At 44.8% G+C, this 26588-nt stretch carries 25 protein-coding genes, 1 tRNA gene and 3 pseudogenes; 9 read left to right on the forward strand and 20 right to left on the reverse strand.

Annotated elements, in window-relative coordinates:
• From PSI15_RS13315 to PSI15_RS13325, 3 genes are all read left to right on the forward strand, one after another.
• Positions 1–498 (forward strand): MFS transporter (locus tag PSI15_RS13315; protein ID WP_273583942.1); only part of this gene is annotated, 498 nt, incomplete at its 5' end.
• Positions 495–1010, forward strand: coding sequence for a DUF6817 domain-containing protein (locus PSI15_RS13320; protein ID WP_273583943.1), 516 nt, complete (start codon positions 495–497; stop codon positions 1008–1010). The genes PSI15_RS13315 and PSI15_RS13320, both read left to right, overlap by 4 nt.
• Positions 1007–1576, forward strand: a complete 570-nt coding sequence (locus tag PSI15_RS13325) for a hypothetical protein (protein WP_273583944.1) — start codon at positions 1007–1009, stop codon at positions 1574–1576. The genes PSI15_RS13320 and PSI15_RS13325 overlap by 4 nt, the downstream gene beginning before the upstream one ends.
• Here the strand turns inward: PSI15_RS13325 and PSI15_RS13330 are convergent.
• The 13 genes and pseudogenes from PSI15_RS13330 to hutI all read right to left on the reverse strand — a co-directional run.
• Positions 1577–1729, reverse strand: a pseudogene (locus PSI15_RS13330) (IS630 family transposase); the annotation flags it as partial.
• Positions 1730–1733: 4 nt separating this feature from the next.
• A pseudogene (locus tag PSI15_RS13335) lies at positions 1734–1910 on the reverse strand (transposase); the annotation flags it as partial.
• Between the two features lie 166 nt (positions 1911–2076).
• Positions 2077–2352, reverse strand: a complete 276-nt coding sequence (locus PSI15_RS13340; RefSeq protein ID WP_273583945.1) for a YfcL family protein — start codon at positions 2350–2352, stop codon at positions 2077–2079.
• A gap of 22 nt (positions 2353–2374) precedes the next feature.
• Positions 2375–2926: an elongation factor P hydroxylase gene (locus PSI15_RS13345; protein ID WP_273583946.1), complete on the reverse strand. Its 552-nt coding sequence runs from the start codon at positions 2924–2926 to the stop codon at positions 2375–2377.
• A gap of 21 nt (positions 2927–2947) precedes the next feature.
• Positions 2948–3748 (reverse strand): sulfite exporter TauE/SafE family protein, encoded by an 801-nt coding sequence (locus tag PSI15_RS13350; RefSeq protein ID WP_273583947.1) that lies wholly within the window; start codon positions 3746–3748, stop codon positions 2948–2950.
• A 13-nt stretch (positions 3749–3761) separates the two neighbouring features.
• Positions 3762–4844 carry a chorismate synthase gene (gene aroC / locus PSI15_RS13355; RefSeq protein WP_273583948.1) on the reverse strand — a complete coding sequence of 361 codons (1083 nt, stop codon included), beginning with the start codon at positions 4842–4844 and terminating at the stop codon, positions 3762–3764.
• 245 nt (positions 4845–5089) lie between these two features.
• Positions 5090–6025, reverse strand: a complete 936-nt coding sequence (gene prmB, locus PSI15_RS13360) for a 50S ribosomal protein L3 N(5)-glutamine methyltransferase (RefSeq protein ID WP_273583949.1) — start codon at positions 6023–6025, stop codon at positions 5090–5092.
• 166 nt (positions 6026–6191) lie between these two features.
• Positions 6192–7553, reverse strand: coding sequence for an amino acid permease (locus tag PSI15_RS13365; protein ID WP_273583950.1), 1362 nt, complete (start codon positions 7551–7553; stop codon positions 6192–6194).
• A 92-nt stretch (positions 7554–7645) separates the two neighbouring features.
• Positions 7646–9178 (reverse strand): histidine ammonia-lyase, encoded by a 1533-nt coding sequence (gene hutH / locus PSI15_RS13370; RefSeq protein ID WP_273583951.1) that lies wholly within the window; start codon positions 9176–9178, stop codon positions 7646–7648.
• Between the two features lie 14 nt (positions 9179–9192).
• A complete protein-coding gene (hutU, locus tag PSI15_RS13375) occupies positions 9193–10887 on the reverse strand; it encodes a urocanate hydratase (protein WP_273583952.1) in 1695 nt (564 codons plus the stop codon).
• 316 nt (positions 10888–11203) lie between these two features.
• Positions 11204–12025 carry a histidine utilization repressor gene (gene hutC / locus PSI15_RS13380; protein ID WP_273583953.1) on the reverse strand — a complete coding sequence of 274 codons (822 nt, stop codon included), beginning with the start codon at positions 12023–12025 and terminating at the stop codon, positions 11204–11206.
• Positions 11995–12954 carry a formimidoylglutamase gene (gene hutG, locus PSI15_RS13385; protein ID WP_273583954.1) on the reverse strand — a complete coding sequence of 320 codons (960 nt, stop codon included), beginning with the start codon at positions 12952–12954 and terminating at the stop codon, positions 11995–11997. The genes hutC and hutG overlap by 31 nt, the downstream gene beginning before the upstream one ends.
• Positions 12951–14222 carry an imidazolonepropionase gene (hutI, locus tag PSI15_RS13390; protein ID WP_273583955.1) on the reverse strand — a complete coding sequence of 424 codons (1272 nt, stop codon included), beginning with the start codon at positions 14220–14222 and terminating at the stop codon, positions 12951–12953. Before hutI ends, hutG begins: the two co-directional genes overlap by 4 nt.
• 187 nt (positions 14223–14409) lie before the next feature.
• On the opposite strand from hutI, the gene smrB reads away from it, so the two are divergent.
• Positions 14410–14952 carry an endonuclease SmrB gene (gene smrB, locus PSI15_RS13395; protein WP_273583956.1) on the forward strand — a complete coding sequence of 181 codons (543 nt, stop codon included), beginning with the start codon at positions 14410–14412 and terminating at the stop codon, positions 14950–14952.
• 30 nt (positions 14953–14982) lie between these two features.
• Here smrB and sixA read toward each other — a convergent pair whose 3' ends face one another.
• The 4 genes from sixA to PSI15_RS13415 all read right to left on the reverse strand — a co-directional run bounded on the left by sixA (position 14983) and on the right by PSI15_RS13415 (position 19586).
• Positions 14983–15465, reverse strand: coding sequence for a phosphohistidine phosphatase SixA (gene sixA / locus PSI15_RS13400; protein WP_273583957.1), 483 nt, complete (start codon positions 15463–15465; stop codon positions 14983–14985).
• A gap of 21 nt (positions 15466–15486) precedes the next feature.
• Positions 15487–17685, reverse strand: coding sequence for a fatty acid oxidation complex subunit alpha FadJ (gene fadJ, locus PSI15_RS13405; protein WP_273583958.1), 2199 nt, complete (start codon positions 17683–17685; stop codon positions 15487–15489).
• Positions 17685–18995: an acetyl-CoA C-acyltransferase FadI gene (gene fadI / locus PSI15_RS13410; protein WP_273583959.1), complete on the reverse strand. Its 1311-nt coding sequence runs from the start codon at positions 18993–18995 to the stop codon at positions 17685–17687. The genes fadJ and fadI overlap by 1 nt, the downstream gene beginning before the upstream one ends.
• 294 nt (positions 18996–19289) lie before the next feature.
• Positions 19290–19586 (reverse strand): YfcZ/YiiS family protein, encoded by a 297-nt coding sequence (locus PSI15_RS13415; RefSeq protein WP_273583960.1) that lies wholly within the window; start codon positions 19584–19586, stop codon positions 19290–19292.
• Between the two features lie 351 nt (positions 19587–19937).
• Between PSI15_RS13415 and fadL the strand changes: the two genes are divergently transcribed.
• Positions 19938–21269 carry a long-chain fatty acid transporter FadL gene (gene fadL, locus PSI15_RS13420; protein ID WP_273583961.1) on the forward strand — a complete coding sequence of 444 codons (1332 nt, stop codon included), beginning with the start codon at positions 19938–19940 and terminating at the stop codon, positions 21267–21269.
• 73 nt (positions 21270–21342) lie between these two features.
• On the opposite strand, the gene mlaA is transcribed toward fadL, so the two are convergent.
• Entirely contained in the window at positions 21343–22095 is a 753-nt protein-coding gene (gene mlaA / locus PSI15_RS13425) for a phospholipid-binding lipoprotein MlaA (RefSeq protein WP_273583962.1), read from the reverse strand.
• Between the two features lie 188 nt (positions 22096–22283).
• Here mlaA and PSI15_RS13430 point away from each other — a divergent pair.
• Together PSI15_RS13430 and PSI15_RS13435 are read left to right on the forward strand one after the other, a co-directional pair.
• Positions 22284–22358 (forward strand) — tRNA-Arg (locus tag PSI15_RS13430).
• A 179-nt stretch (positions 22359–22537) separates the two neighbouring features.
• Positions 22538–23358: pseudogene (locus PSI15_RS13435) on the forward strand (tyrosine-type recombinase/integrase); the annotation flags it as partial.
• A 437-nt stretch (positions 23359–23795) separates the two neighbouring features.
• Here PSI15_RS13435 and PSI15_RS13440 read toward each other — a convergent pair.
• Positions 23796–24296: a hypothetical protein gene (locus PSI15_RS13440; RefSeq protein ID WP_273583963.1), complete on the reverse strand. Its 501-nt coding sequence runs from the start codon at positions 24294–24296 to the stop codon at positions 23796–23798.
• A 687-nt stretch (positions 24297–24983) separates the two neighbouring features.
• Between PSI15_RS13440 and PSI15_RS13445 the strand changes: the two genes are divergently transcribed.
• Complete coding sequence (locus PSI15_RS13445; protein WP_273583964.1) at positions 24984–25478, forward strand: hypothetical protein; 495 nt, start codon at positions 24984–24986, stop codon at positions 25476–25478.
• Positions 25479–25649: 171 nt separating this feature from the next.
• Positions 25650–25949: a transposase gene (locus PSI15_RS13450; RefSeq protein ID WP_273583965.1), complete on the forward strand. Its 300-nt coding sequence runs from the start codon at positions 25650–25652 to the stop codon at positions 25947–25949.
• Positions 25950–26034: 85 nt separating this feature from the next.
• Here the strand turns inward: PSI15_RS13450 and PSI15_RS13455 are convergent.
• Positions 26035–26588: hypothetical protein (locus tag PSI15_RS13455; protein ID WP_273583966.1), on the reverse strand; the 554-nt coding region annotated here is incomplete at its 5' end.

A 26588-nucleotide genomic window follows, 5' to 3' on the forward strand; every position in this document is an offset into this window, starting at 1 on the left:
ATATTTATTGGGTTAATTGAAGGGTGCGCAGCATTAGGTGCTATAACCTCCTCTTTATATATTCAACAAAAAGCTGAGCATTTCATAGGAAAGTCTAAGGTGGTCATAGTATCTTTCTTTACCCTTTCTTTTTCTTTCCTGATGCTCTCATTGAGTGTGAATGTTTGGGCCTGGTCAGTGTTAGTGTTCTTTATGGGCGTGGTCATTGTAATGAATAATGTTAGTGTTGAAGCTAGCAGATCTATCGCCATTCCTGAAGAACACCGAGTGAAAATTCAGACTATACATAACTGTATCATTGGTTTAGGAAATCCTTTTGGTTTATTAGTTATTCCGTACATAGTTTCAAAATATAGCTACTCTACAGCGCTTATTTTCTCTTGTATATCCGTATTTCTAGTAGCTGTCTTTGTAAAGTTTATTCCTATGTTTGATGTACTACTCGATAATGATCGTGACGTTTCAAATTTATATAAACATACATATGGTGATAAATGAAATTGATAAAAGATATTTCTACTAAGTATGAGATAGGCAGAAACAAAGTCTATTACCGTCATCATACTGCACATCTTATCCAAACTGGCCACCTTTTAAAAAAAGCCGGCTGTGATATGAACGTGATAAACGCCGGTATTCTTCACTCTATTTATGATTCCGATTCCATGTATGGTAATACTGGTGTGCCGATTAAAGATAGGAAAAACATAGCATTAATAACAAATCAACAGACGGAGGAGTTAATATATAAATATTCTATTGCACATGTTTCTGATGATTATGAAAAAATATTTATATCTGAACATGCAGGGGATCCATATTCGGCACGGGCTCTTGCTGATATTCTCATATGCGACATGATTGAACAGATTATTTGGTGCGTTGAGGAAAAAAATATTTTTACCTTTACTGATGCTTTAGAACATCTCAATAAGCTTTTGCCTGTAGTTTCCTATGCAAGCGATAATGTAAGGAATATCTTTAATTTATATATCAGTAAGTGCGAATGATGATTGATAAAATTCATTCAAAAATGGTTCAGCTATTCCATCAGTATATAATTGGTAAATTACATCCAGACTTTTTCAGTGAAGAATTCGACCGTTATGAATCGCAGTTGTTTCCAGAGTTTTTGTCTGAGAGGGCGTCATCAGTTCAGTCATATGGACAATTGATAATGCTTAATAGGCAGGCAAAAGAAGCTTCATCCGGTGCGATGAAAAATCTGAAAGAATCCCTCACTCGTCTTAATCATTACCAGAATATAGCTGCACTGAATATTTCTGAGCACGGTGCTAAAGGACTACTTTCTGGTGACAAACATGCAATGCAGGAATTTTTCAGTAACAGTAAGAATGTTGAATTTGTGCGTCAGGCATACAGACTGAAACATAGTCCAGATAACTTAAGCCGCCCTTTTTTCGATTCTGCTTTAATACAACTCGATGAGGTTTTTAATGCACGTACCTGCGCTGCACAGCAAAGCGGGTTTAGTACTTATTCGGATGGAAAATGCGCGCTGATCAGTGATACACAGACAGTATCTGTTCTAAAAATTCTAAATACCTTTTCATAATTATGAGACTTCCATATTTCCTATTCCTTTCCAGCTACTTGCTGAGGCTGTATTCAAAAAGATCTTAATTTTTTTGATCAATTGCCACATGTACTGGCAACAATGATTTCGTGTGACCGTTTCATGCAATGATTGCCATAACCGTTCTATTTTAACCTCAGCTTCGTTTAAGAATAGCGATATCATTATCCCGTAGATTCAAACGTGGTTTTTTAGGTTGGAATGTATAAGCAATGAGGCCTGCGGCGATTTCCAGCAGAAAACCGAGCTGACTGCGATGTCTTGAATGCTCGATCTGAGAAATATTTTTGAGCTGATCAATAACCGTTTCTATGTTGATGCCAGAGAGGGATAAATTTTTGGCAAAAGTCATCGACGCAGCAGTAAAGTTCTTCTAAATGATACATGCCTGAGGCTCTCCACGATTTTGTTTTCTTTAGCAAAAACTTTGATCGTGCCTCAGGCACTTTAGTTCCCTTCTTAAACGAAGCTCAGGTATGTTAGGCTTTTACACTCTCCAGCAGTGCTTGCCAGGTTGTCAAAACCAATATCTGATCAGGTGGAGCCAGTTCACCCGCTTTAATCGCTTTGTGAATGCTTTCTTCAACACGCTGATGGAGCTGTTCAACCGTATTTGCGCCTTCTTGCTCCAGTTCAGCAACAGCTAATGTCAGATGCCCGCGGAGGTATCCACCAGCAAATAATTCGTCATCACTGGCGTGTTCAACCCTATCATCAATTTGCGCCAGAATGCGTGTTTCAAACTCTGCGAGCATTATTTTTTCCTCAAAATCAAATTCAATTAGCAAAGGGATCTTCCGGATAAGGAAAATGCGCTGCTTTTAGTGCCGGCGTATTGTAAAACGATTGCAGACCTTGAATAAAGCGTGCTGCTCGTGTGGGTATGCCATTTTCAAGGTATTGCATGACTTGGGCATGCACTTTCCGCTGAAAAGCAAGGCGATCTGGCTCAAAATCGCCTTCAAGGTTGTCACAACTGATATTGAAGGGAAATCCGGCTGCGACGCAGAATAACCATTCCAGCGATTGCGGCTTAATCTCCACTTTTTCAAACGCTTCCTGCGTTTGGGCATCACGCCCGTCAGGGCAATACCAGTAACCAAAATCGATCAGTTTGCGACGCGCTTCACCCGCAATACACCAATGAGAAATTTCATGTAATCCACTGGCATAAAATCCGTGGGCAAACACGATCCGGTGATAGTCCACTTGATCATCTGCCGGCAGATAAATCGGCTCATCATCACCTTTTATCAAACGGGTGTTATAGTCATTGCTAAAGCAATTATCAAAAATTTCAATCAGTTGTTGATAATGATGTGCAGTCATGTATTAATGCCGAACCCTAAATCAAAAATAAAACACCAGCCAAGAACGAATAGTCTCTCCGTGGTGATCATAAAGAAGTTTGATGCTCATCAAAAAAGAGATGCTCACCAACATCGGACGGATAAGTTTCTGCCCTTTGCTCAATACTAAGCTCGCCCCTAACCGCGCACCAATGATTTGCCCCATCAGCATCACAACCCCTACCAGCCATAAGACCTGCCCACCAAGAATAAAGAACCCCAACGCACCGATATTAGAGGCAAAGTTCAGTACCTTGGCATGAGCCGTTGCTTTTGCCAAATTGTAGCCACAAAGCATGACATAAGAGAGTGCGAAAAAAGATCCCGTTCCTGGCCCAAACACGCCATCGTAAAACCCAATTCCACATCCGGCAAGGCAGCCAAATGCAATTGAACCAAGACGATGATGCCGGTCTTCTGCGCCAATATTCGGTATCAATAGAAAATAGAGGCCGATAATGATCACTAGTGCCGGCAATAAATAACGCAGAAAATCCGCTGACACAAATTGAACCAGCAAAGCCCCTAACATGGCGCCAATTATCGTCATGATGATAGCAAAACGCTGGGAGCGTAAATCCACGACACCACGGCGGATAAAATAAAGGCTGGCAGAGAAAGAGCTGCCTACTGCCTGTAATTTATTGGTTGCCAGTGTCTGGACAGGAGAAATGCCGACCGAGAGCAGCGCGGGAATAGTCAATAATCCACCCCCGCCGGCAATAGAATCGATAAACCCGGCAACCATCGCAACCAAAAACAGGAGACCGTAAATTTCCGGCCCCAATAATGACCATTCCATGAATCATTTCCTATTAACGTGGAAGCGGGGGTATCACATCGGCGCATTGTGCCCGCTGACGCAGTAAGTGATCCATCAGGACAATCGCCATCATGGCTTCTGCGATCGGCACCGCACGGATACCCACACAAGGATCGTGCCGGCCACGCGTCACCATATCCACTTCCTCTCCCTGACGATTAATCGTTTTGCCCGGCACCATAATACTGGAGGTCGGTTTCAGAGCGATATGGGCAACAATCGGCTGGCTGCTGCTAATACCGCCCAAAATGCCGCCGGCATGATTACTGGTAAAGCCCTGCGTCGTGATTTCATCACGGTTTTCGCTGCCACGTAAATTGACAACACCAAAACCGTCACCGATTTCAACCCCTTTTACCGCGTTGATACTCATCAAGGCGTGGGCAATATCGGCATCCAGACGGTCAAAAACCGGCTCACCCAATCCCACCGGGACGTTTTCAGCCACCACACTGACTTTCGCACCGATAGAATCGCCCTCTTTTTTCAGCGTCCGAAGTAATTCATCAAGCTGGGTCAATTTACTGGCATCAGGACAGAAAAAAGGATTCTGCTCAACCAGATCCCAGTCTTGCAATTCACAACGAATATCGCCCATCTGCGTCAGGCAGGCACGTATAAGAATGCCGTGTTTTTCGAATAGATATTTTTTAGCAATGGCCCCTGCGGCAACGCGCATGGCGGTTTCACGGGCAGATGAACGCCCGCCGCCACGGTAATCGCGCAAGCCATATTTCTGTTCGTAGGTATAGTCAGCATGACCTGGGCGGAAGACATCTTTGATCGCACTGTAATCTTGTGAACGCTGATCGGTGTTTTCAATCATCAGGCCAATGCTGGTGCCTGTTGTCACGCCGTCAAACACACCAGAAAGAATGCGGACTTGATCGGGTTCGCGGCGCTGGGTCGTATAACGGGAAGTGCCCGGACGACGCCTGTCCAGGTCGATTTGTAAATCAGCTTCGCTGATCGCAATGCCGGGTGGAACACCATCAACAATACATCCCAGTGCGACGCCGTGGGATTCACCAAATGTGGTGACACGAAAAAACTGCCCAATACTATTTCCTGCCATGCCTATTCCTACCCTGCCATCATTATTTATGCGTTAAAAATGAGAGCGAATAACAATAACTCACCCAATGATTAAAACCTATCTTATTTCAGTAATTTTATTTGACTTTAAATCGCGTTTCAAAATGAAAGGCGTCAATCTTGTCCCGCACGACACGCAGGACAAGATGACACGCTATCACGATGATGAAAACCTGTTTAATGTCATGGGATATTAGTTTTAACCATTGCGTGGTGTGAAAAATATTACGCTTTGAATTGCTGGAAATATTCGTGATATTCAACAAGCTGCTGGCGAGTCAGCACGAAAACACCATCACCATAAGCATGGTCGAATTTCAGCCATTTAAAGGGAACGTCAGGGTATTGCTCAATCAGGTGAACCATACTGTTACCGACTTCACAGAGCAGGATGCCATCTTCCGCAAGGAAATCCGGGGCGGTCGCCAGAATACGAAGAACCAACTGCAATCCATCAACACCCGCCGCCATCGCTAACTCAGGTTCATGACGATATTCTTCAGGAAAATCACTGAGATCTTCCTCATCGACATAAGGCGGGTTAGTCACAATGATGTCATATTTCACGGGTGGCATATCATGAAACAGATCTGAACGGATCGGGATTACCTGCTGGGAAAGCCGGTGGTTCTCTATATTGATCTCTGCAACGGCCAACGCATCCGGCGAAATATCAACCGCATCCACTTCCGCTTCCGGGAAGGCATAGGCACAGGCTATGGCAATACAACCGCTGCCAGTACAAAGATCCAAAATGGTCGATGGTTGATGTGAGATAAGCCCTTCAAATTGGTTGTCAATCACATATCTCACCAGTGAACGTGGAATCAAAACCCGCTCATCGACATAAAATTCATGGCCACAGAACCAGGCCTGATTGGTCAGATAAGCCACAGGAACACGTTCATTAACCCGGAGCATGACCAATTCCACAATGCGCTGGCGTTCGGTTGATGTCAGACGTGAAGCCATCATTGAATCTGGAATATCCTGAGGCAAGTGCAATGTAGGAAGCACTAATTGCAAAGCTTCATCCCACGGATGACATGAAGTATGCCCACAATAGATATTCGCTTCGTTAAAACGGCTGGCAGACCAACGCAACATATCAAGGATGGTATGCAGCTCGGCAACAGCCTCATCGGCTAAAATCTTATCCAAAAAACACCTCCAAATAACAAAAAAGATAGATACTCTATAACCTTCAGGTTGCAGCCCGCAAAACAAACGCCGCGGATTATCTCCCTGCATTGTGGGAGATAATCAATGCCTCTTGAAGTGCGGCGAGTATATCAGATTGTTAGTCTGTCATGATCCCGAACACAAATCAGCTTCCGCGTTTTTTCACCCATAAATAATAGCTGAGGGTTAATAATGCTATCCACATGATCCCAACGTACAATGCGATTCGAGTATTGGGGAAATAGCCTAATACGGCAATCACAAATGCCATAAAAGCAATGGCTAAAGTAGGCGCAACCGGCCAGAAGGGGACGGGGAATTTAAGCTGTTTAACCTCTTCTGCCGGCATTTTCCGACGCATGGTATATTGTGACAGCAAAATCATCAGCCAGACCCAGACGGTGGCAAATGTTGCGATAGATGCAATGATGATGAAAACTTTTTCTGGCAGCAGATAATTCAACACCACCCCCACCAGCAAGATCCCTGACATCGTTAACACCGTCACCCACGGCACGCCGTTTTTCGTCAGCCGGGTAAACGAGGCCGGAGCTTGTTTTTCCCGCGCCATACCATACATCATCCGCCCGGCGCCAAAAATATCACTGTTGATCGCAGAAATTGCTGCGGTAATCACGACAACATTCAAGATATTGGCAGCGAAATCAATGCCAAAACTGGAGAATATCTGAACAAACGGACTGCCATTTTGCCCCACTTGATTCCACGGATAAATGCACATCAAAACAAACAGCGTAAGGACATAGAACAGTAAGATACGGAATGGGACAGCATTAATGGCGCGTGGGATGGATTGTTCCGGATTTTTGGCTTCGCTGGCCGTGATACCGATGACTTCAATGCCACCAAAAGCAAACATCACGACCGTAAACGAAGCAATCACGCCTGCAACACCGTTTGGCATAAATCCGCCATGTTGCCATAAGTTCGATAGGCCTGTGGCCTGTTCGGCTTCCTGACCGAATCCATACAGCATGATGCCGAAACCGCCGATAATCATCGCAATAATCGCAACCACTTTGATAATGGACAGCCAAAACTCCATTTCCCCAAAGACCTTGACGTTACAGAGGTTTATTGCCCCAATAAAAAAGACAATGCCCAGTACCCAAATCCACTGGTCAACATGGGGAAACCAGAGCTTCATGTAGATGCCGAATGCGGTGACGTCAGCAAGACAAACAATTAACATTTCAAAGACGTAAGTCCATCCGGTCAGAAAACCCGCTAATGGCCCTAAGTAGTGAGTCGCATAATAAGAGAACGATCCCGGTGCAGAACGATGCACCGCCATTTCCCCCAATGCCCGCATGACCATGAAAACGGCGGCACCCCCGATGATATAAGCCAGCAATACCGCGGGTCCCGCAGCGTTAATAGCGCCGGCTGAACCATAGAAAAGACCGGTGCCAATCGCCGAACCCAGTGCCATAAATCGAATGTGGCGAACGCTTAACCCTCGCTTGAGTTGTGAGATGTTTTGCATGATTTATCCTTGTGTCTTTTATTATTGGATTGAAAAAGATAAATACGACGATGAGGCCGGATTTTATCCGGCCTCAGACGATGTGTTTGTACTTAATTTTCTAAGATATTGCCAGCGGGCAACAAGGCAGAAAGTTGCTGTTCAGCCAACAACTGGATTGCCGCATCAATATCCGGGGCGAAAAAGCGATCTTTATCATAATGCGCCACTTTGTCGCGGAGAATATGGCGGGCTTTTTCCAAAACCGGACTGCTCTTCAAGCCATGACGGAAATCCATCCCCTGACACGCCGTCAACCATTCAATCGCTAAGATCCCACGCACGTTATCTGCCATTTCCCATAAGCGACGGCCTGCGGCGGGTGCCATTGAAACGTGATCTTCCTGATTAGCAGATGTTGGCAGACTATCGACACTGGAAGGATGCGCCAATGCTTTGTTCTCACTTGCCAGCGCAGCCGCCGTCACTTGGGCAATCATGAAACCGGAGTTCACGCCGCTGTTCTCAACTAAGAATGGGGGTAACTGCGACATATTGCTATCCATCAGCAAAGCAATGCGGCGTTCTGACAATGAACCCATTTCTGCCAACGCGAGTGCCAAATTATCCGCTGCCATCGCGACGGGTTCAGCATGGAAATTACCACCAGAAATCACTTCATCTTCTTCGGTAAAGACCAGCGGATTATCAGAAACTGCATTGGCTTCAACCATAATGACATCAGCCGCATGGCGGATTTGGGTTAAACAGGCACCCATCACTTGTGGCTGGCAGCGTAATGAATAAGGGTCCTGAACTTTCGGGCAATTATTATGCGACTGAGAAATCCCGCTTTGTTCTTCCAATACCCAACGGTAAAGCGCGGCCACATCAATTTGACCTTTCTGACCGCGTGCGTCATGGATACGCGCATCAAACGGCTTACGGGAACCCAGCGCAGCTTCAACGGACAAGGCACCACAGACCACCGCTGATGCCAGTAAATCTTGGGCGGCAAACAGCCCTTTCAAGGCAAAGGCGGTAGAAGCCTGTGTCCCGTTGAGCAGTGCCAGCCCTTCTTTCGCAACAAGAGAAATCGGCTTCAGCCCCGCTTTTTCCAGTGCCGCTTTCGCGGGCAGCCATTCCCCCCGATAGCGGGCTTGGCCTTCTCCCAATAATAACAGGCTCATATGTGCCAGTGGCGCTAAGTCGCCGGAAGCCCCGACTGAACCTTTGCCTGGGATACAGGGATAAACGTCGGCGTTAACCAAGGCAATCAATCCCTCAATCACGTCCAGACGAATGCCGGAATAGCCACGGGCAAGGCTGTTGATTTTCAACACCATAATCAACCGGACAATATCATCCGGCAGAGGCTCACCCACGCCCGCAGCGTGTGACAATACAATAGAACGCTGTAACTCTTCTAAATCCTGCGCAGCAATACGGGTATTTGCCAACAAACCAAAACCGGTATTAATCCCATAAGCCGTTCTATTTTCGCTGATGATGCGATTCACACAAGCGACGCTGTTCTCAATGGCAGGAACGCATTGTTCGTCCAAACGGATGTGAACAGGATGCTGATAAACATGGCGTAATTCTTCAAGCGTCATTTTCCCCGGATGAATAGTGATATTTTTCATTTTAACAACGCCCCTTATTTTGCATCGATCACTGGCAGGTTTAACATTGGCAGGTTTAATCCCTGCTCTTTCGCACACTGAATAGCCAACTCATAACCCGCATCAGCATGACGCATCACGCCTGTTGCCGGATCATTGTGTAATACACGGGCAATACGTTCAGCCGCTTCGTCGGTGCCATCACAAACAATGACCATGCCGGAGTGTTGCGAGAACCCCATCCCCACCCCACCGCCATGATGCAGGGAAACCCATGTCGCGCCACCCGCCGTATTCAGTAAGGCATTCAGCAGAGGCCAGTCAGAAACCGCATCCGAGCCATCCTGCATGGATTCCGTTTCACGATTCGGGCTGGCAACAGAGCCGGAATCCAAATGGTCACGGCCAATCACGATGGGCGCAGAAAGTTCCCCACGGCGAACCATTTCATTGAATGCCAGCCCCAATTTGGCGCGATCGCCCAATCCCACCCAGCAAATACGGGCGGGCAATCCTTGGAAACTGATACGCTCTCTCGCCATATCCAACCAACGGTGTAAATGGGCATCGTTCGGCAGCAGTTCTTTGACTTTGGCATCGGTTTTATAAATATCCTCTGGATCACCAGAGAGTGCCGCCCAACGGAAAGGCCCGATGCCACGGCAGAACAGAGGACGAATGTAGGCAGGTACAAATCCGGGGAAATCAAAGGCGTGTTCAACACCCGACTCTTTCGCCATTTGGCGAATGTTATTGCCATAATCGAACGTCGGTATGCCCTGTTTCTGGAACGCCAGCATGGCTTCAACATGCACGGCCATAGAAGCTTTTGCCGCTTGGATCACCACGTCGGGTTCACTTTCGGCGCGGCGGCAATAATCTTCCCATGTCCAACCGGCCGGCAAATAACCATGTAATGGATCATGGGCGCTGGTTTGGTCGGTCACCATATCCGGGCGCACGCCACGGCGGACTAACTCAGGTAAAATCTCGGCCGCATTACCACACAATGCTATCGATACGGCTTTACCTTCTTGGGTATAACGTGCAATACGCGCCAAGGCATCATCAAGATCAAGAGCCTGCTCATCGACATATTGGGTACGCAGACGAAAATCAATGCGGCTCTGTTGGCACTCTATCGTTAATGAAGACGCGCCGGCCAGTGTTGCCGCCAATGGCTGTGCTCCGCCCATGCCGCCCAAGCCCGCAGTCAGTATCCAGCGCCCGGCCAAATTACCGTTGTAATGCTGGCGGCCGGCTTCCACAAACGTTTCGTAAGTGCCCTGCACAATGCCCTGACTGCCGATGTATATCCAGCTACCGGCAGTCATCTGACCATACATTGCCAGCCCTTTGGCATCCAGTTCGTTAAAGTGTTCCCATGTCGCCCAGTGTGGAACCAGATTCGAGTTGGCAATTAATACTCGCGGGGCGTTTTCATGGGTTTTGAACACGCCCACCGGTTTACCTGATTGCACCAGCAGGGTTTCGTCATTTTCCAGATTCGTCAGGGTTTCAACGATTTTTTCATAGCATTCCCAGTTTCTGGCGGCACGACCAATACCGCCATAGACAACCAGTTCGCAGGGATTTTCCGCCACATCGGGATCAAGATTATTCATGAGCATACGAAGTGGTGCTTCGGTTAACCAACTTTTTGCTGTGAGTTGCGTTCCTCTGGGAGAGCGAATGATTGTGTTGCTAAATTTATTATTTTGTATCGTCACGATTTTTTCCTGTTTCATCGTTGTGAATTTTGTTAATTTTATAGTTGTATATACATGTATATTCAATAGGCAAAAATGTGACGGAGATAAAGTTAATAATGCGGGAAAAGATACTATTTATTATATAAATCAATCAAATGACATTGATTTACTTCGTGATAAATCGGGAAATATTTTTGCTGGTTTTGTGTTTAATATCACATTGATTTTACATTATTGTCACAATGCTTCATAAAAAACCAATAAAAAACCTCTTCCATCCCACAAGGGAAAAAGAGGTTTTTGCGGTTTAATTTTTGTGGCTTAAGTAGAAAGGCTATGAATTAAAACGCCCTTTCAACTTATATCGATGTCCGGGAAACAATAATTTGGCACTGGAAACAATAAATGCTTTCGACCAGGTTCGCCGGCTGATTAACAAGCAAGGCGTATTGGCCTCAACTTGCAATAACCGGCATGAGAGTGCATCTCCCGCCACAGCTTCAACAATATGCTCCCCTTCTGTCAATGGCGCGACGTGAGATAAGTAATCATGGGCCGTTTGCTGACGGAAATCTTGCCGCAAATAGTCTGGTGCCGCCTGAACATTGACATAGCGATCTTCAATTTGTACCGGCACCTCATTTTCATAATGGATAATGATGGAATGATAGAGAGGGGCTCCTACCGCAATGCTGAATTCCGCAGCCTGAGTGATATTGGCGTTCACTTCAGCGAGTTTCAGCACCTTGCTGCGATGCCGGTTAGCGCGAGCCGCAATTTCATCAGCAATACTGTGAATTTCAAATAATGCAGACTGTCCTTTCGGCTCAGAAACAAACGACCCGACGCCTTGCAAACGAAACAGAAAACCTTCTGCCGTTAACTCCCTCAATGCCCGATTAGCCGTCATACGGCTACAGTTAAATTGCTTGACCAATTCCGCTTCCGAAGGAACCCGATCATGCGGTTTCCACTCCCCGGTATAGATCTTTTCAATAATTGCTTGCTTGACTTTCGCATACAAAGGCACGGGTTTGGCATTTGTATCTGGTAAATCGCTATCCGGTAAATCGTCTGTCACTATCCTTTCCTTCTCACGGTTTTCTCTCCAACGGATGACCCAGCCTATCTGCTCCACCAGTGTACCAACTGCCATGCAAGGCGAGCGGCGGCTTTTCCCCCCATGCCCTGAATATCATACAAAGGGTTAAGCTCCACTAAATCGACAGCCTGCAATTTTTTGCTCTGACAGATGAGTTGAACCAACGGCAATAAACGTTCCAGCGGAACGCCCAATGCCGCGGGCGCAGAAACGGCGGGCATTTGCCAAATGGGCAGCACGTCCAGATCGATCGTCATATAAATGATATCAACCTGATTAATGATAGCCTGGAGTTGCTGCTGTACCTTATCCAACATGGATTCAACGCAGTGGGTATCCCAAATAATGGTGACATCAAGATGATTAGCTTCATCCAGTAATGCCTGAGTATTTGATGCCAAGCTGGCGCCAACACAACTGTAATTAAACGGGCGTTGATGTTGCCGGCAGTAATGGGCAAGTTGCCGAAATGGAGTGCCGGATGTCGGCTGTGGCGAATTTCGCAGATCCAAGTGCGCATCAAAATTAATGATACCGACACGCTGCCCCGGAAACGCCCGGTAAATTCCCATTCCATGCGCAAAGGCCGTTTCATGCCCGCCACCAAAAATCAGCGTCTTCATAGTATGCTGCTGGCATTGATAGACAGCATCACTGAGCGCCTCTTGTGCCCCACTCAGTTCCCCCGGATTGGCGCGAATATTGCCCAGGTCCACCAACCTGTCATGACCCTCATAACTTGCCAGATTTGCCAACGACTGGCGCAAATATTCCGGCCCCGCTTTCGCGCCCGGACGCCCCTGATTGAGTTTGACGCCTTCATCACATTCAAATCCCAATAGCGCAATGTGATGGGGAAATTCTGCGGGGGAGAAACGGGCGGGCTGTTTTATTGTCTGGAATAGCCGTAAGGCGTTATTGGCTTCGGCAAGATCATTGCGCCCTTGCCAAATGTTTTCTGATGTTGGCTGCCATAAGTTCATATTTTTTCCCCCCATCGCCCTGAATTATTGCTAATTTCGCCATGATAAACACGATAAACCAACGGGTTATGGCCTAACTCGTATAAGATATCAACGGGATCCTGAGCCTCCCACATGATGAAGTCTGCCATAAAACCCGCCGCCAATTGCCCATGACTCTTCGCCCGCCCCAATGCCTGAGCGGCATGAACGGTGACGCCCTGCCATACTTCTTCTGGCGTTAAACCAAACTGTACGCAAGCCATATTCATGATCAGGCGCAAAGAAGCAAAAGGACTGGTTCCGGGATTAAAATCGGTTGAAATCGCCATTGGGACACCATATTGGCGCAATAAGGCAATCGGGGGACGTTGTGTTTCCCTCAGGAAATAAAATGCCCCCGGCAGTAATACCGCCACCGTCCCGCTACGGCTGATCGCTTCAATACCTTTTTCATCCAAATGCTCGATATGATCAACGGATAAACCTTGATATTCAGCCACCAGCTCACTTCCTCCCAAATTGGAAAGTTGCTCAACATGGCCTTTTACGGGAATATTCAGACGCTTTGCGGTGGCAAAAAGACGCTTGGTCTGGTTCAGGTTGAAACCCACCGTCTCACAAAATACATCGACGGCTTCGAATAACTGTTTTTGCCAGAGGGTGGGCAAGATGGAATCACAAACGAGTTCGATATAGGCATCAGGATCCTGTTTATATTCAGGCGGGACGGCATGAGCAGAAAGTAATGTCGGGCTAATTTCGATGGGATTTTTCTTTGCCAATGCCCGTACAACCTGCAACTGTTTCTCTTCATTTGCCAGATCCAGCCCATAACCGGATTTCACTTCAATCGTCGTCACCCCTTCGGCCATCAAGGCATTAAGACGTTTCTGAGACACAATTTCTAACTGTTGGGCGGAACTATTACGGGTGGCATTGACGGTGGAATTAATTCCGCCTCCTTTTGCGCTGATTTCTTCATAAGAAATCCCATTCAGGCGCTGCTCCCACTCAGAGGCTCTATTGCCACCAAAAACTAAGTGGGTATGGCAATCGATTAAACCCGGTGTTATTAGCCGCTGCCCTGCGTCAATGATTTTGCATAGGTTGGCAGGAACGCTGGCGGTCGGCAAAATCGCCAGAATTTTTTCATCCCGTACAATCAGATCATGCTGTTCCAACATGCCGTAACTGCTTTTATCACTAATGCCTTTCATGGCAGGGTTCATGGTGGCAAGTCTGGCATTACGCCATATGACATCAGTGTCTCTTAATTCGATTGACATTTTACTATCCTGTTATTTTTCTTTTCTTGTTGGACTCAAACCTCAAGTTGTATATACATTTATTTTATAACCAAACCTAATTGTCAAATCATTTTGTGAACAATTTGTTACTTAAAATGATAGCTTCCAAGAAAAATCACAAAAAATCAGGTACACTTGCCAAAAGTTGTGAGTAAATGAACGTGTGATGAAGAAAAAAGATCAATTAAACCCAGAAGACATCAGTCTATTCAGAACATCTGTTGCGGGAACCCGTCGCATTGCGCAAGATACCGTTTCCCATCCACCGAAAAGAAAAAAAATTAGCCATGTTGCCCCTGAACGCTTAATGCAGGAACAGGCCGATGCCAGTTACTATTTTTCCGATGAGTTCCAGCCCAATTTGGATATGGAAGGCTCGACCCGTTATATTCGGGAAGGGGCCAGTCATTATGAATTAAAGAAATTGCGGCGAGGAGATTATTCCCCTGAGCTTTTTCTGGACTTACATGGACTCACTCAGTTACAAGCCAAACAAGAAATCGGGGCATTAATCGCTGCCTGTCGTCGCGAACATGTCTATTGTGCCTGTGTTATGCATGGCCACGGTAAACATATTCTCAAGCAACAAGCACCGTTATGGCTGGCCCAGCACCCGGATATTATTGCCTTTCATCAAGCGCCTAAAGCGTGGGGAGGGAACGCTGCGTTACTCATTTTGGTCGAGGCCGATGAAGTTACGCAGCGTTAATTATATTGCCGGATAATTAAGATGAATTGATCACAATTTCGCCGCCAATTGCGCCGGAGATGTTTGCCATAACAGACAGCCTTTTTCTGTTTGGTGATCCAGCTCGACACAAGCAATGCTGGATGTGGCAAACATCGGGGGAGTTTGCCCAGGGCAAAGCTCAGAAACCAAATAACCGACTAACGGTAAATGGGAAACCACCAATACGGATTGGTGCCCTTGGGTTAACAAAACGTGTAAATAGCTGGCAACCAGCGCTGCATCCCCCGATGGCGTTAATTCAGCCAGTATTTCTTCATTGTCAGGCAGCGCCACATTTTCTCGCACGACCTTTAACGTTTGTTCTGCACGGATATAAGGACTGACCAATACACAATCAATGCCAGATGGTTGCTGCGAAAGCCAACCAGCCATTTTTTGTGATTCTTGACACCCGCGAGGTGTCAATTCCCGTGCTGCATCACTGACTGCATCTAAAGCAGCATCACCATGACGCATAATAAAAACATACATAATCCACCGTCTGGTTTTAAGTTATGCGTAAAATTTCTTTTTCTGTTCAGCTATCTGGACTAAATATTCACAAGGGACAAACCGTTCCCCATATTGCGATGCCAGACGACGTAAAATTTCGACCACTTTATCACTGCCAAGTTTATCAATATACCGGAATGGCCCGCCCAAGAATGGCGGAAATCCGATGCCAAATACCGCCCCAATATCGCCATCACGGGGACTTCTGATAATACCTTCCTCCAAACAGCGCACGGCTTCATTCAGCATCAGTATCACACAACGCTGGGCGATATCAGCAGGCAACATTTTTATCGCAGGTTTGATATTTAATAAAGCATAAACCGATGCGTCTGCTTCTTTTTTAGCTTTTTTCCCAAAAGGCCAGAATGCGCGCTTTTTACGTGCATATAAATAGAAACCGCGCCCATTCTTCTTGCCCTTCCGGTCATCCTGCAAAATGGCAGCCAACATCTCCGGCGCGGCAAATCGGCTCCCCAATTGTTCTACCAAGATAGGGATGATTTTGGTGCCGACATCGATACCCACTTCATCCAGCAAATTGATGGGGCCAATCGGAAAGCCGAAGTTTGTCAATGCACTATCGATATGTTCAATAGGCTCACCTTCCACTAAACAATAACCCGCTTCATTAATGTAGGGGGTCAGAATCCGGTTGACATAGAATCCCGCTTTATCCCCGACAACAATGGCGGTTTTTCCCTGTTTCTTCGCCAAGGCCACGGCAGTGGCAATCGTTTTTTCACTCGTTCCTGCATGGGGAATAACTTCCACCAATGGCATTTTATCTACCGGGCTAAAATAGTGAAGACCAATGACCTGCTCTGGCCGAGTCGCCACTTCAGCGATCTTGTGAATAGGCAATGAAGAGGTATTAGACGCAAAGATAGTTTCGGGTTTCGTATACTCTTCAATTTCAGCAACCATTTTGCGTTTCAAAACTAAATCTTCAAATACCGCTTCAACGACAATATCCGCTTGCTGAAATCCACTGTAATCTGTGGTTCCTGATAGCAGGGACATCTGGCGAGAACGCTCACCTGATTTTAATCGACGCTGTTTTACCCGCTTGGAAAGGCGATCCCAAGTATATTTCAGTGCTTGATTGATGCCTTTTTCATTAATATCTTTAATGCGAACAGGCAGGTTCCCTCGTGTCGCGGTGACATTGGCAATACCGCCCCCCATCAAGCCTCCGCCCAGAATCCCCACCTGTTTAATTTCGGCAGGCGGCTCTGAAGAACCGGTTTCATTTTTTAACGCCGTAGAAGCAAAAAACAGGCTGCGCAATGCTGCTGATTCTGGCGTCATCGCCAGCTCACCAAATGCTTTGGCTTCAAGCTGAAAACCTTTCTCCGATCCTTTTTCTAAGCCAGCCCGGATTACATTGATAATTTTCTCTGGCGCGGGATAATGACCACGGGTTTTTTCTCGCGTTTTTTGGTGCACCATCGAGAATAATAACGGCCTGCCCAAGGTACTCGCCAGCATACGCTGCGACCAGGCCAATGGCTTACGCTTCACGATGCCTTTTTTAACATTGCCCTTTTTAATATATTGCACAGCAACATCCAGCAAGATATCCAAAGGAACTGCGTCATCGACCACGCCTAACCGTTGCGCCTGTTTTGCCTTAAGCTGTCGCCCGGTCAATATGATATCCAGAGCAGCGCTGACACCAATCAAACGCGGTAATCGCTGCGTCCCGCCTGAACCCGGTAATAGGCCAAGCTGAACTTCCGGCAAACCAAGGCGGGTTTTCTCATCCAAGGAACAGATGCGCGCATGACAAGCCAATGCCAACTCCAGCCCACCGCCTAAGCACGCACCATGGATCGCGGCCACAATCGGTAAAGAATAATCGGCGATTTGCGCAAAGAGTTTTTGCCCTTTTTCAGCCAGCTCTGTCGCTTCTTGCGGGGATTGGCAGTGAGCTATCATGCTAATATCGGCACCAGCAATAAAGGTATCTGGCTTACCGGAGATAATAACCAGCCCTTTCAGATCTGAAACTTGTTGGGCTTTTTCAAATATGACCAAGAACTGATCGACAAATTCGGCTTTCAGTGTGTTAACTTTCTCTCCCGGCACATCAATGGTGATGATCCCCACCTTGTCATCCCTGACAGAAAAACTGAATACCGATTGTTCCGGTTGCATTGCTGCTGAGATCACCGTTGCTTTTTCAGCCTGAACCATTATTCCACCTCCAAGACCATTGCTGCACCCAAACCACCTGCGGCACAAGCTGTCGTTAACCCAAACCCACCACCACGGCGACGCAATTCATTCAACGTCTGGGTCACCATTCTGGCTCCGGTCGCCGCAAATGGATGCCCATAAGCAATGGAGCCTCCCAACACATTGAATTTATCCATATTCACTTCACCTATTGCCTGAGTGCGCCCCAATTTTTCACGGGCAAATTTTTCACTGGCAAACATGTTTAGATTCGTGAGGGTTTGCGCAGCAAAGGCTTCGTGCATATCGATGAGAGTGAGTTCATTCAGTGTGATACCGGCACGATCCAGTGCCAGCGGTGTGGCATAAGACGGCCCCAGTAGCATATCCTGCCAAACATCAATAGCAGAAAACGCATAACTGCGTAAATATCCCAGCGGCGTCATGCCGAGTGCTTTGGCAACCGATTCGCGCATTAACATCACGGCGGCTGCACCATCCGTCAGTGGCGTGCTGTTTGCCGCAGTCACGGTGCCATATTTGCGATCAAAAGCCGGACGCAATTTGGCATAAGAAGCCAACGTTGAATTTTTTCTGATGTTGTTATCTTCTGCCAATGTCTGGCTGTATGGCGGGAAATAGGCTGATATGATTTCCTGTTGCAAAAACCCTTGCTCCCAAGCTTGAGCAGCCAATACATGGGAACGGTGCGCTAAGGCATCCTGATCTTCGCGGCTGATGTGGTAGGTCTTTGCCATCTGCTCTGCGGTATCCCCCATTCTCAATCCCGTGGAGTATTCGGCAACCGCCGGAGAGACAGGCAATAAATCACGCAATTTCAACCGGCTGAGTAATTTTAATCGTTGGGCGAGGCTTTTGGCTTTGTTCAGGTCAACTAAAGTGCGGGCTAATGATTTAGTCACACCAATGGGCAAAACGGATGAGGAATCCGCTCCTCCAGCAATGCCCACATTGACGGTGCCCGCCATGATACTTTCAGCCACATTTGCAATTGCCTGAAAACTGGTCGCACAGGCACGGGAAACACTATAGGCATCCGTATTCACACTTAAGCCTGCGCCTAAAACAATTTCCCTTGCAATATTGGGGGCTTCCGGCATTTGGACAACCTGCCCAAAAACTAATTGGTCGATCTTCTCAGGCGACAAACCGCTCCTGATGACCAGCTCGCTGACGACAGCCTTTCCCAAGTCAACAGCCGGAATACCGTGGTAAAAAGTTGCCTGCTTCGCAAAAGGGATGCGCAACCCGCTGACAATAGCGACACGTTCCTTTTGCGGTGTGACTTTTGTTGAAGAACGACCCATAGCAACTCCTGAACATTATTATTAACTAAATCAATTGATTGATTAAAAAAATTGACTCACCTTATAAGAGGTCAGACCTGATGATGCATTGTTAACGCAATGTTGGAAAATAGCAAACAGGAATAAACTAAAAATGAGAGCAAACTCAATTTTAAATTATTTATAATTTATACAACTTAAACGAAGAATATGCGACAAGAGTACAAAGAAAAGGCAATGATTTACAATCGGTTACATGCGGTTTTCTCACTATTGTCATGATAAAACAATGAGAAAACCGTTGTTTAGCGTAAATTAACGCAAACCTAACTGAAAGATGAGGGCTTCTGCTTGACAACTAAAGATGAAATCCACAGATAATTGCATTCCACCCTCAATCGCTTCGAGCTTGTGGCGTATAATACAAGGTTCAGATTCAACTTCTTTTGCCTTTTTAATCAATGAATTAAGCATAACCTGAGCGTCTTGTTCACGGGCAAAAATATGCTGGTAAGACGCAGTGCAATCTTCATTGTCAATGATTGTTCCCACATCAACACAGCAGCAAGCAGCCGTTTCATTGGCGCTACAACGGTTAATCGCATCAGACATTTCATTTCTCCAACGATAAAAATTTGCAGATAATTCTACGTGCTCCTGACTGACGATAACCAGCATTTGCGCTGTTTCAAGCCAATTATCTCACTATTTATTGATCTGACCACATCAACAAAAATTTATTTACACTTCATTAACGGAGATTGTCGATTTTTTGTTAATCAAGTCCCAATTTAAGAATCATTTTGGATATATTTAAAAAACATTCTTGCAACATACTCTATTATCAGGCCTATACTTCGTGCACTGGTCTGATTTGTCATTACGATAAACCGACCCTACAATCCCGCGCTCTCAGCTACTTGAGTAGCATGTTAATAATAATTAAACAATGAGGTTTTGGTTATGAGCCAGAAAAACCTATTTACACGTTCAGCATTAGCAGTGGCGGTTGCAATCCTTTCATCCAACGCTAGTGCTGCCGGTTTTCAATTGAATGAATATTCATCATCAGGACTAGGTCGTGCATTTTCTGGAGCAGGCGCCGTTGCAGATAACGCTTCCGTAGGAAGTCGCAACCCTGCGGCCATGACCTTATTCGCTCACCCAGCGTTTTCTGGTGGTTTGGTATATGTCAATCCAGATGTTGATATTACCGGAAACTCACCTCTCACCAAAAATAGCACCGATGCGAAAAATATTGCACCACATGCATGGATCCCAAACCTGCATTTTATTACCCCGATCAATGATCAGTGGTATGTTGGCGCATCAGCAACGTCTAACTTTGGTCTGGCGACCAGTTTCAGCAATAATTATCCTGCCGGCCCAATTGGCGGTAAGACTGATCTGAAAACCGTGAACCTAAACCTAAGTGGTGCTTACAAGTTCAATGATCAGTTCAGCTTTGGCTTAGGTGTCAATGCCGTTTATGCCGATGCTGCAATCATTCGCCATATGGGTGAAACAGGTCCTGCCCTAACTAAACAATTTCACGCGGCAGGAATACCAATCACAATTCCCGCGTCTGCTGAAGCAGCCAAACTGGAAGGTAAAGATTGGGGTTATGGCTGGAACGCAGGACTCCTGTATCAATATGATGAAAATAACCGTTATAGCCTGACCTACCGCTCAAAAGTCAAAGTTAAATTCAAAAATGGCGATTACAGTAATGATTTGCCATATATACCAGGACACTTAAATGGCCTTAATGGTAAAACCATTAAAGGCCAACTGGATTTGAATTTACCTGATATGTGGGAACTCTCAGGCTATAATCGTGTTGCACCACAATGGGCAATTCACTATAGCCTCCTGTACACAGGCTGGAGCGAATTCAAAGAGTTACGAGGTAAAAGCAAAGAGACCGGAGACACCTTATTCCACAAACACGAAGGTTTCCGTGATGCCTACCGTATCTCGCTGGGTACCACTTATTACTATGACGATAACTGGACATTCCGTACCGGTGTCGCCTTCGATGAAAGCCCTGTACCCGCCAAAAATCGTTCTATCTCTATTCCGGATCAGGATCGCTTCTGGTTTAGCGTAGGAACCACTTACGCATTCACTAAAGATGCTTCGGTGGATGTCGGCGTTTCCTATATGCGTGGTAAGAAAGTACACGTTAGCGAAAAACTGCAAGAGGACGCTCCTTCACCTTTCAATTCACCCTATGAGTTCGATTCCAAAGGAACCGCATGGCTGTATGGTGTGAACTTTAACTATACGTTCTAATCTTCTTTCTGACCGAATGCCGTCACTTGAAAAGGATAGCAGCCAGCTATCCTTTTTAAGGATGGAGACTGAATTAATCTATCGAATCCAATTCATCCTGAATGCTTGCCGCATTAGGATTTTTTTCGGGTTCCAGCTGGCCGCCATTAGCCATAAAATCATGGCGTTGGAAATAAGCATCACGCACCATCAAATAAGGATCTGAAGAATTTTTTAACAGACCGTCAGAATCCAGCAGACGGGCACGGGTTTCTATCCCCTGAAACACCCACTTCCCTACCGACATCCATCCCGTGAGATAACTCAGCACGGGATAAGTCATATCCGCAACGTTACCGCCTTCATCACGCAATGTAAAACTGCCGTAACCGGGCAGAACAACATAGGGGCCATACCCCACATTGTAGTACCCCAATGTCGTACCAAAACGCATGGGATCGTCTTTTGCCAGTTTGGGATTCGCCATAGAAGCAACATCAATCAGCCCCCCCATTCCCAAGAGGGTATTCAAAAAGAAACGGTTAAAGTGTTTTGCTCCTTCATGAACATCGCCACGCAAAAAACTGTTCACCATACTGGCCGGCTCTTCAAGATTACTCATAAAATTGCCAATACCATTTCGCGCGGGCATCGGCACATAATTGCGCCAAGCGACAGCAACAGGGCGCAGAACATAAGGGTCGAGAACATCATAATTAAAGTTGAACATAGCACGGTTAAACCCTTCCAGTGGATCAGAACGCCCCTGTTCCATCGTATTCGATGAACTGGCACATCCCACAAGTAAGAGTGCGGTAAAAGCAACCCCGCTCAGACGATACTTCATATTGTTCTCCACATAATTATTTTTAGACATCAACTATCACGCCGCATACCAGCTAATGCACCCAATATGTAAAATATACTGCCAATTTTTCATTAATGGTAATCAAAAAGATGATGATTATATAGGCAAACAGTTCGCCATACCTTATCTCTGATAAGAAAAACAGGTATACTGTATCCCGTTTTGTTGTCCCCTTAGTTAAATGGATATAACGAGCCCCTCCTAAGGGCTAATTGCAGGTTCGATTCCTGCAGGGGACGCCAGAAGCCAGTCAATCCGCATTACCTCACCACAAAAAACCTTATTTTATATACAATTAGTATTACCTGCCGTCACCTTGCATCACTTGATTGTACCGTCAAAGTGTGGGCATATTTGCGGGCATCGGTTTAAATACCCACTGAGGATGCCCACATGTTGACGATAATTTTCTGTCATATAGAAAGAATGGTACGAGTTTAAAAATGATATATTGCCCATTATTGGTCATAAGACTATGGAAAGAATAGAGCCGTTGGTTTTACTTAAAGTCATTCGTTATTTCGAAGAGCGCGGCGCTATGGAAAGAGCGAGCAAGGCAAGGCGAAGATGTGGTGAAGTATTTAGATATGCAATAGCAACGGGACGAGCGAAATATAATCCAGCACCAGATTTAGCTGTGCAATGACTGGATACAAGAAAAAGCACTATCCATTCCTGACAATAGACCAAATCCCGTTTTTTAATCAGGCATTATCTTCGTATTCCGGTAGTATCATTTCAAAAATAGCTACTCAAGTTCTGCAATATACAGCCCTGCGCACTAAAGAACTGCGCAGTCTCGTATGGAGCAATATTGATTTTGATAATAGACTGATTACTATTGAGCCTGAGATAATGAAGAACCGGAAATTACATGTAGTGCCAATGTCAGATCAGGTGGTTGAATTACTCAAGGTTCTCCACCCGATAACCTCTCATATTTCCGATTTTGTTTTCGCTGGTAGAAATGACAGGAAGAAGCCAATTAGCGAGAACTCCGTTCTGTTGGTAATAAGGCATATTGGCTATGATAGAATTGTTAGTGGGCATGGATTCCGGCACCAATTCAGCACTATTCTCAATGAGCATGGATTTAGCCACGACTTAATTGAGCGTCAATTAGCGCATGTTGACCGTAACAGTATCCGCAGTATATACAACCATGCCCAATATCTTGATAAGCGCCGCGAAATAATGCAATGGTTCGCCGACTACATTGACAGGATATCGGGAACAAAGTAATCACCACAGGACAGAAACCTGCCCTTTAACTCACCTGAAAGCATTTTCCGATTTGAAATCGGGAAACTCCCGTGTTTCCACTCTGGCAGGTTCATCAGCTAAACTTTCAGCCGATTGATTAAGCCAAGAAAAGGAGCCTCCCAAAGCGGTGACTCCCTAAGCTCAAGGAATCCCTGTCGTTAATCACCCTAAAAGTCTCATTCACATTATTGTGTATGTCTTGTATGTACGTATCATACATACACTACATGCATTGAATTCTTCTGCTGTTTTTAAATCTAGTGAGCGGTAAGTGAAGGTTGCAGCACAAGCGACGGAGAGATGGACCTACAGAGGCTAAAAGGTGAGAAAATCCCACCTTTAGATAACTTGTTGATTTTTCTTATTTCTGTCACTGTATCAGAGATTAATGGAAAAGGTGAGAAGATTTGCCGGATTCACTGAACGAGAAATTCCACATTTATGTCTATATTTGACTCTCCTCCGTACACTCTAATTTGATTGCAGTTGGCATCTCCATTACAAATGGCACTCTGAACAATACCCTGACACCCTTTAATCACGGTATACCAACCTGAGTCGTATCCATGCTCAAAACTCAAAATGCACCTCATGGCTCCAGCAGAAACAGCCCACTCAACCGACTTGGTTTCACGTGTACAACCACTAAATAAATTATCATTATCCTTTAAATAAGCACTTTGCTCGTTGCCAGGAGCAATATTTATCTGATCCGCACCACTGTCATACATGCATTCAGTACTTCTTTTAACCATCATGAGACTGTTTTCAGAGAAAGAGGAATTCTTTAATTCCATATTGTATTCAGCAGAAAAAACAGGCTGATTTTCTATATTATCACCCTTTTCAACAGCAAATAGTGAAGGCATTAATAAAAAAGATAATAGTGCGAGAATTACGCCAGATATAATTTTCATCTTACCCCCCCTTTTGATGAATAATTCAAAATAAGAATTTTTATTACTTCATCATTAATAGAACACTGAAATGATAACTGCTATGTCATAGAGATTATTTATCTATCCGATTTAGTATAAATAAATCCCTCTAATAAACCTCACTCAAAAGTCAGTGGGTAAGTGAGACGATTTAATACACACATCAATTTCCATAAGTTAACTTTCGGCAATATAAAGCCACCATAACGATAATATAAACCATAGAAATAATAATTTTTGTTTGGGTTTTGAGTGAATTGATTATGCCCGTTATCTCAAAAATCAGATAATTTACTATCAAATATCAGTAAAAGTAATGTAGTGTATAACGCCTTACACAAGTGCATGATGATGCTTAATAGCATGATTCTGGCAGGATAATAAAAATCATCATCCTGCTCGCTTAGGAATAATAAAGGGATTGTTACCCACTGTGATAATAATAAAGCTTAATGAATTATACGACAGTAAGCTTATGGGCTAAAATCCAAAAGGAGCTGTTAATCGATGTAAAATCAATTTGTTATAAACAGTAAGCTTTCTTCCCTTTAAGCTTTTATCAGTTATGTAGCTAACCTAATCCCTTTTTTTGAAATGATTGACATTCAACCAGTTTAGTTGTATTTAAGCACTAATAATGTGTCTATGTTGTGAGGGGATTGTGTTATGGCTCCATTGACAAAAAATCAGTTAAAAAAGATTTCTGATTTATATCAGAAAATATCTTCATTGAAACACCTTCCTAATACAATGGAATCGGATATAAAGGCTAATGATGACGAAGTTTATGAACTACGTTTTAATCCAAGCAAAGCTGATAGCTACATATTAATAAACATGGAAAATAAAATGGAAACAATACCGAATGGGTTATATGTTTTTGTTAATCGTATAGATGAGCCAGGTGTTATTCGTATGGCAGATTTCCTTGATCAGCATGGACACTCTTCGTTAACCTATTACAAAACTATATATGATGAATATCATAACATAGCAGTTTATTATGCAGGTATGGCCGAATTTACTTCGGGAAAATTAATGTACTGGAATAATCTTAGCGGACATTACAAACCTCCATTCAATTTACATGAAAATTTCATACCCTATATTAATAGGTTGTTTCCAAAACATTTATTCAAAAATCACGACACTTATCGCTGACATAAATCAAACGAGTTTTATGCAAGCGGTCTAAATAGTTATATGGACGCCGACTCAATTCAAGTTGGTGAAATATATGCTTGTAGAGTCAGTTAGCAAAACACTGGAAATGGAATTTAACTTTTTTGATGAATAATTGAAAGAATTCAATACATCATTAAAAATACCTTTGTGACCTTAAGTGTATTTGCCGGAAATATTAATGCGAATGTGTTTCATGCCTGGATGACACAAGATTTGTTGCCGAAGATCCCAAAGAATGCAGTGATTGTGATGGATAATGCTTCTTTTCATAAACGATGTGACACGCTAAAAGCGATAGCTGATCATGGATGCCAGTTAGAATGGCTTCCGCCTTACAGCCCGGATTTAAATCCTATCGAACATAAATGGGCTGGAGCAAAAGCCACAAGAAGACGAGAAAGATGCTCTATTGATGAGCTGTTTACAGAACATGTAACCTATGTCTGATTATATTGATTTTGCTATGCATTGATTTATCTGGCGTTCATGGGTGTTCTGTATCCCATTCGAAATATTGCCTTGAATTACTAACTCAGAATGCCTTCCAAAAGCGGCCACCAGTAGGAGCACCGTGGGAAACAAATGATTTTAATTGGTTTTGTTGATCGTTTCTTATAATAACGCAAGCAGGTAATCCACCATCCATTTCTTGAATATCAATATCTCCTGCGGGTGCAAAAACAGGTACACCAAAACAATTTGCTAAGTCTTGTGGGTAACCATGCTGTAAGGCTATACCGGATATGGCCAAAAAAATGGCACTAATCTGGTGACCTAGCCCTCTTCTCTGTATTTCATCGACTATTCTCTTGACGTTTTCGGAAAATACAACTGAGGTTACACGTTGGTTTGATAAATTAGATGCAATAAGGGCGAGCACTCTTTCATTTCCCGTTCTTGTTCTGTCAATGAAGTAATCGAGTGTGCCGACTATCTGACCTAAAGGGTTACGAATAGAATGGACATATAAATCAGCGTAGCCTCCAGGAGCTATATGATAAAGGTCTACGTAATACTTCATGCTTTCATAGTACTTAGGAATAAAAAGCTTTCCCATCCTTCTCCTCTTAACTTGCAAATCATATA

This window comes from Xenorhabdus sp. PR6a (genome assembly GCF_028599065.1).
Classification (GTDB): Bacteria; Pseudomonadota; Gammaproteobacteria; order Enterobacterales; family Enterobacteriaceae; genus Xenorhabdus; species Xenorhabdus doucetiae.